A 5,913-nucleotide genomic window follows, 5' to 3' on the forward strand; every position below is an offset into this window, starting at 1 on the left:
GCCGACACCCCCGCCGCCATCCCCCGGCTCGCCCGGCAGGTGACGGGGGCCGTGCGCGCGCAGCGTGGCGTGGAGGCGCCGGTGGCCGTGAATGTCACGGGCGGCTCGGCCGAGCTTCGCCGCGCGGTGAGCACGGTGCTCGCCTCGCAGCTCTCCTCCGCGGGCCTGTCGCCCATGGTGCTGGATGCGCCCACGGCCGAGGCCGCCGAGACGCTGGCGCGCGCGCAAGGTGCCCGGACGCTGGTGCGGCTCTCGCTGGACGTGGAGGGTGGCGAGCTGCGCGCCCGGGGGGATTTGATTGGCACCTGGGTGAACTTCTGGTCCGGCCGCGCGCCCACGCGTTCGCCCAGGCCCGCCGCGACGTTGGTGGAGACGGTGCCCGCGGACCCGACCGTCTTGGCGCTCGCGTTGGAGAGTGGAGGCGCTTCGCCCAGCTCGCCCCCGGAAGCGGGCCCTCGCGGCATCCGGCTGCTGGGCGCGGCGCTGGCGCGGCTGGAGCATCCCCTGGCGGCGCTCGCCGCCGGGGACCTGGACGGGGATGGCCGCGATGAAGTGGTGGCCCTCACGGCGAATGACGTCTCCGTCTTCGACGCGGAGGGGCGGCTCGTCGCGCGCAAGGCGCTGGACACCCTGCCCGCTGGAAGCGCCACCACCCGGGAGCCCTTTGGCGCGTTGGCGTTCCTGCCGGGGCCACCCCGGCTGGCCGCGTGGAGCACCCGCCATGCGCACGGCGAGCTGCTGGCGCTGGACAAGGCCCGCGCCACCCTGCGCGCCGTGGGGACGCTGGACACGGCGCCGCTGGGCGCGACCGAGCGAGGCACCTTCGTGCCGGGACAGACGGCCTTCGCGCCCACCGTGAAGCTGGCGGAGGGCCGCCCGCTGACGGTGCCCGCGCCCTTCACCACCGCGAGCCTGGATGGCCAGCGGATGCTGTTCGTCCACCCGGACGGCACCGCGGCCTTCTACGCGCACGCGGGCGCGGCACCGGCGCGCTGGACGAACCTGGGCGCAGGCAGCGCACTGGGAGACCTGGATGGGGACGGTGTGCCGGAGCTCATCACCACCTCGACGCAGCTCACGCCCTCCCCCGACGTGCTGCGCGTGCACCGCGCCTCCGGGGACGACCCCGGCACGCAGGAACCGCTGTGGCAGGGCGCCCTGCCCACGGGCCGCGCGCTGTACGTGGTGACGGCCCGGCTGGACGACGACCAGCGCCGCGACGTCATCGTGGGCCTCTGGAAGCCGGACGGCACCAGCGAGCTGTTCCTCCTGCGCCAGGGGGCGCCATGAGACTCCGCTCCACCCTGGCCTGCCTGGCGTTGCTCGCGTCCGCGTCCGCGCAGGCGGCCGGCCGTCCTCGTTACGGAGGTGAGCTGCGCGTCGCCCATGACGGCCCGCCGGAAGTGGCCGAGCCCGCGCTGGCCGACACGCCCCTGGAAGCCACCCTGCTGGGGCTGCTGTCCCCACCGGTGTGCCGGGCCACGCGGGACAGCGGCTTCGAGCCCGCGCTCGCGCGGGAGCTGTCGCGCCCCACGCCCCAGTCCCTGCGCATCACCCTGCCTGGCCCCGCGTCCGCCACCGCGCTCGCGCGGGCGTGGATGCGGCTGGCGAGCAACGACGGCGCATCCCCGTACCGGGCCCTCCTCCATCCGCTGCGCGGTGAGGCGCGGCAGGTGACGCCGCGGGGCGCCACGCTGGAGCTGACGCTGGCCTACCCCTGGCCGGACCTCGAGCGCGCGTTGTGCCACCCGGCGTTGGCGCCGCCCGCCTCCGCCAACGCCCTGGGCCCCTTCACCGCCGCGGGACGCGGAGCCCTGGAAGCGCAGACGGCCTGGCCTCAGGGGCGCCCGTACCTGGACCGGCTGCTGCTCACCGCCACGGACCAGCGCGGCCTCTCCCGGCTGTGGTCGTCCCGGCAGGTCCAGGTGGAGCTGGGCGTCGCGTCGGAGACGGACACCCAGGCCGGCGCGCCGCTCTACGCCACCTTCCTGGCCTTCTCCCCCCGGCGGCTGCCCCCGGACTTCCGGCAGGCCGTGGAGAGCGCCATCGACCGCGAGGACCTGACCCGCCTCTTCGTCCAGGCGCCCGCGCAGCCCATGCCGCACCTGCTCCCGCCAGCGCTGCTGGACGCGCCCGCGCGCCCCCGGCCCTCCGCGCCGTCGGCGAGGCCCGCGAGGACGGTGACGCTGCGCTACGACGCCTCGGTGGAGGACCAGCGCGCGGTGGCGGAGCGCATCCAGGTGAAGCTGCACGAGCGCGGCTACACCGTGGCGCTGGAGGCGCTCCCCCGCGCGGCCCTGCGCGCCCGCTGGGCCCAGGGCGACTTCGAGCTGATGCTGCACGCGCTGCTGCTGCCGCCCATCCCCGGGCCCGCGCTGGCGGTGGTGCTGGACGCGGGTGGACGCAAGGACTTGCTGGGCGTGGAGCTGCCCGCCATCGGCGCGCTTGCTTCCTCCGCGGCGCGGGACGCGCGGGCGCGCGAGCGGGCCCTGGCCCTGGCCGCGTCCGTGCCCCTGGTCCCCCTGTACGCGCAGGGGCTGGGAATGCGCTTCGCGCCGGACGTGGGCGGGGTGATGATGGACGCACAAGGCCTGCCCTCGCTGGACGGACTGCACGTGCTTCCAGCGGAGGGGACGGCGATGGGAGGACGTCCTTGAGGAGAACGGCATGCGCTTGAGGACGCGGCTGGCGCTCGCCTTCGCCCTGCTGGCCCTGGTTCCGCTCGCGGTCGTCGTGCCGCTCACCCTCACGCGCTTGCGCGACACGTTGTCGCGCGAGCTGGACGCACGCATGGAGGCCGCCACCGCCTCCGCGCAGGAGTCCCTGGAGCGCTCCGGCGCCACCGCCCGCCGCGCGGTGGAGGAGCTGGTGGACAGCACCATCATGGAGGACCTGGCCCGCGAGGCCCGGGAGCGCCCCACCCGCGCCATCCAGGCCGGCACCGCCGAGGGCCTGATGAAGAGCCGCGGCCTGAGCGTGCTGGCCCTCTTCGACCGCGACGGCCGGGTGCTCTCCTCCGGCCACCTGCCCGCGCGCCGGGGAGACCCGGACCCAGCCCTCTTCGCCGTCACCCGGGAGACGTCCCCCCGGCCCGTGCCGGTGCGCGTGGAGGTGCGCACGGCCTCCGGCTTGCGTCAGCTCCCGGCGCTCGTCACCGCGCGCCCGGTGGACTTCGGGGACCTGCGGCTGTGGGCCGTGGGCGGCGTGTTGCTCGATGAGGGCCTGGCGCAGCACCTGGCCCGCCTCACCCAGACACAGGTGGCGCTGCTGGTGGGTGACACGCCCCTGGCCAGCGCGGGCACCGCCGAACCGCCGACGGTGACGAAGTCGCTGCCGCTGGGGGAAGCGGCCACGGTGCGGCTCGTCTTCAGCCGCGCGGCGGCGCGTGAAGCGGAGCAGGGCGTCATGCGCGCCTTCCTCCTGCTGGCGGCGCTGGGCGGCACCTTCGCGGTGCTGCTGGGCCTGCTGGTGTCGCGGTGGATGACGCGGCCCGTGGAGGCCCTCACCGAGGGCGCCCGCCGCGTGGCCGAAGGCGCGCTGGAGTCCCAGGTGACGGTGAAGGCCAGCGGCGAGGTGGGCGAGCTGGTGCGGACGTTCAACCGCATGACGTCCGAGCTGAAGGCCACCACCGAGCGGCTGATGGCCAGCGAGCGCATCGCCGCGTGGCAGGAAGTGGCGCGGCGGCTGGCGCACGAAATCAAGAACCCGCTGACGCCCATCCGCATGTCGCTGGAGACGCTCCAGGCCGCGCAGGAGGCGAAGCACCCGCGCTTCCCGGACATGTTCAAGGAGAGCGCGGGCGTGGTGCTGGAGGAAGTGGACCGGCTGCGCCGCATCGTCGACGAGTTCAGCCACTTCGCGCGGATGCCCAAGCCGCAGCTGGCGCCCGTGGACCTGGGCGAGCTGGCGCAGAGCGTGCTGGCGCTGTACGCCACGCCTCCAGCCGGCATCCAGATTCTGCCCACGCTCCAGACGGGCGTGGTGGCGCGGGCGGACCGCGACCAGCTCACCCAGGTGCTGGTGAACCTGGTGAAGAACGCCGAGGAGGCCATGACGTCCACGGGCGGCACCCTGCGCGTGCGCGTGCGCTCCACCGAAGCCGACGCCATCGTCGAGGTGGAGGACAGCGGCCCCGGCATCCCCCTGGAGCACCGCGCCCGGGTGTTCGAGCCCTACTTCACCACCAAGGACGGCGGCACCGGCCTGGGGTTGGCCATCGCCTCGCGCATCCTCCAGGAGCACGGGGGCAAGCTGGAGGTGGGCGGAGAACCTGGCCAGGGCGCGCGCTTCAGCCTCGTGCTGCCACGCGCGGCCTGACTCAGGCGCCGCGCTCCGCGAAGCGGACGTGGACCACCGTGGGCACCCGCTCCCTCGCCCAGGGCACCTCGTTGAGGGGGTTGTAGACGAACCGGAGGAGCCCCCGAGGGAAGGAGTAGGGCGTCAGCTCCACCTGGCGGATGCGCGGCGCCCACCGCCGCAGCGTCACCTCCAGCTCGTCGCGATTGATGCCCCAGGGCATGGGCGGCAACCGGTACGCGAGGGTGCGGTGGAGCCCCTTGAGCGTGCGCCGCGAGAACCAGCGGGGAACCGTGTCGAAGAGGAGCTCCGCGCCCGGGAAGCGCTCGGCGAGGTCCGCGACGAGCCGGCGGACGTCGTCTTCCTCGAAGTACATGAAGAGGCCCTGCGCGACGATGAACACGCCCTTGCTTGCGTCCACGCGGTCCATCCACGCGCGGTCCAGGGCGCTCACCGGGAGGTGCATCAGCCGCTCGTTCGGCGTGAGGAAGCGCTCCCGGATGGCCATGGCCTCCGGAAGGTCCACGCTCAGCCAGCGCAGTTGCCCGTTGTCCAGCCGCTGCGCCTGCGTCTCCAGGCCTTCTCCCAGAGACACCACGAAGCCCTCGGGGTGCGTGGCCAGCCACGCGCGAAGGACCCGGTCCATCTCCACCGCGCGAATCGCGAGGGACGGCTCCGCGCGGCCAAAGGACTTCTCGAAGTCGTAGTCGATGGCGCCGTGGATGCGCAGCGCCTCCGCGTCCTTCAGGACGCCGTCCGGCCGCTTCGCCTCCCCTGCCCGGCAGTGCAGCGTCCAGAGCATCGTCTCCGGAATCCCCGTGAGGTTCGGCACGTACCGCGTCTGCATCGTCCCCTCCTGGCTGGCTGCCCTCAATGCCACGCGCGAGAAGGCCCGCGGCCTCTCGAGGAGACCACGGGCCTTCGGAACTTCCTTCGCGGCCAGGGCCGCGCGCGGGCTCAGTCCTTGACGGGCGTGGCCTTGAGGGCCGCCTTGCCTTCCTTCACGTAGACCTGGAAGCGCACCGTCTTGCACGCGTACTTCTGGACGAGCTGCTCCTTGTTCTTGCGGAGCTTCTGCACGAACTTGTCGTACGTCAGGCCGTCCGCCGCCTCGCCACACCGCTCACGGGTGGTGAGGAACTCGCGGAAGACATCCTGGAAGTGCTGCTCGTCGGTGAGCGCCACCGCGGAGTTGCCCAGGCCCGGCAGCGGAATCGCGGCGGGCGGAGGGGCGGAGCGCGGCGGCGGCATGGGGATGGCGTCCGACGTCGAAGGCCGCGCGCTGGCCTGGAGCAGCTCGCGCGGAATCGCCGCCACGCGCGTCGTCTCCGGGCTGTCCGGCGCGGCCTGGGAGGCCGCCAGGGCGAAGGGGTCCGCGGCCTGCTGCAGCGAGTACGCCGCCGTGGGCTGGTCCTCGAAGGCGAACGCACCCCGGCGAGGGGACGCGGGCGACAGCGCCTCGGGGCCACCAAAGGCCTCGGGCGAGGGCTCGAACGGCATCGCCCCCGCGTGCGCGGGCGGCTGCTGCGGCGGCGCGGGGAACGGGAACGCCTCGGCCGAGCCGAAGGGGTCCGCCGCGGGCGCGGGCGCCGGAGGGGCAAAGGCGAACGGCGCCGC

5 protein-coding genes are annotated in these 5,913 nt (G+C 74.4%); 3 read left to right on the plus strand and 2 right to left on the minus strand.

Annotated features, from left to right (window positions below; genetic code table 11):
* The 3 genes from G4D87_RS32315 to G4D87_RS32325 all read left to right on the plus strand — a co-directional run.
* Positions 1 to 1,290: FG-GAP repeat domain-containing protein (locus G4D87_RS32315; RefSeq protein WP_163786540.1), on the plus strand; the 1,290-nt coding region annotated here is incomplete at its 5' end.
* Positions 1,287 to 2,657 (plus strand): periplasmic substrate-binding domain-containing protein, encoded by a 1,371-nt coding sequence (locus G4D87_RS32320; protein ID WP_163786541.1) that lies wholly within the window; start codon positions 1,287 to 1,289, stop codon positions 2,655 to 2,657. The genes G4D87_RS32315 and G4D87_RS32320, both read left to right, overlap by 4 nt.
* A 10-nt stretch (positions 2,658 to 2,667) precedes the next feature.
* On the plus strand, positions 2,668 to 4,317 hold the full coding sequence (locus G4D87_RS32325; RefSeq protein ID WP_163786542.1) for an ATP-binding protein: 1,650 nt from the start codon (positions 2,668 to 2,670) through the stop codon (positions 4,315 to 4,317).
* 1 nt (position 4,318) lies between these two features.
* Here the strand turns inward: G4D87_RS32325 and G4D87_RS32330 are convergent, their stop codons facing one another.
* Both G4D87_RS32330 and G4D87_RS32335 read right to left on the minus strand, forming a co-directional pair.
* Positions 4,319 to 5,143 (minus strand): class I SAM-dependent methyltransferase, encoded by an 825-nt coding sequence (locus G4D87_RS32330; protein WP_163786543.1) that lies wholly within the window; start codon positions 5,141 to 5,143, stop codon positions 4,319 to 4,321.
* Between the two features lie 110 nt (positions 5,144 to 5,253).
* The coding region (locus G4D87_RS32335; RefSeq protein WP_338045013.1) for an MXAN_5187 family protein at positions 5,254 to 5,913 on the minus strand (660 nt) is incomplete at its 5' end.

It is taken from the genome of Myxococcus vastator (genome assembly GCF_010894475.1).
Lineage (GTDB): Bacteria > Myxococcota > Myxococcia > Myxococcales > Myxococcaceae > Myxococcus > Myxococcus vastator.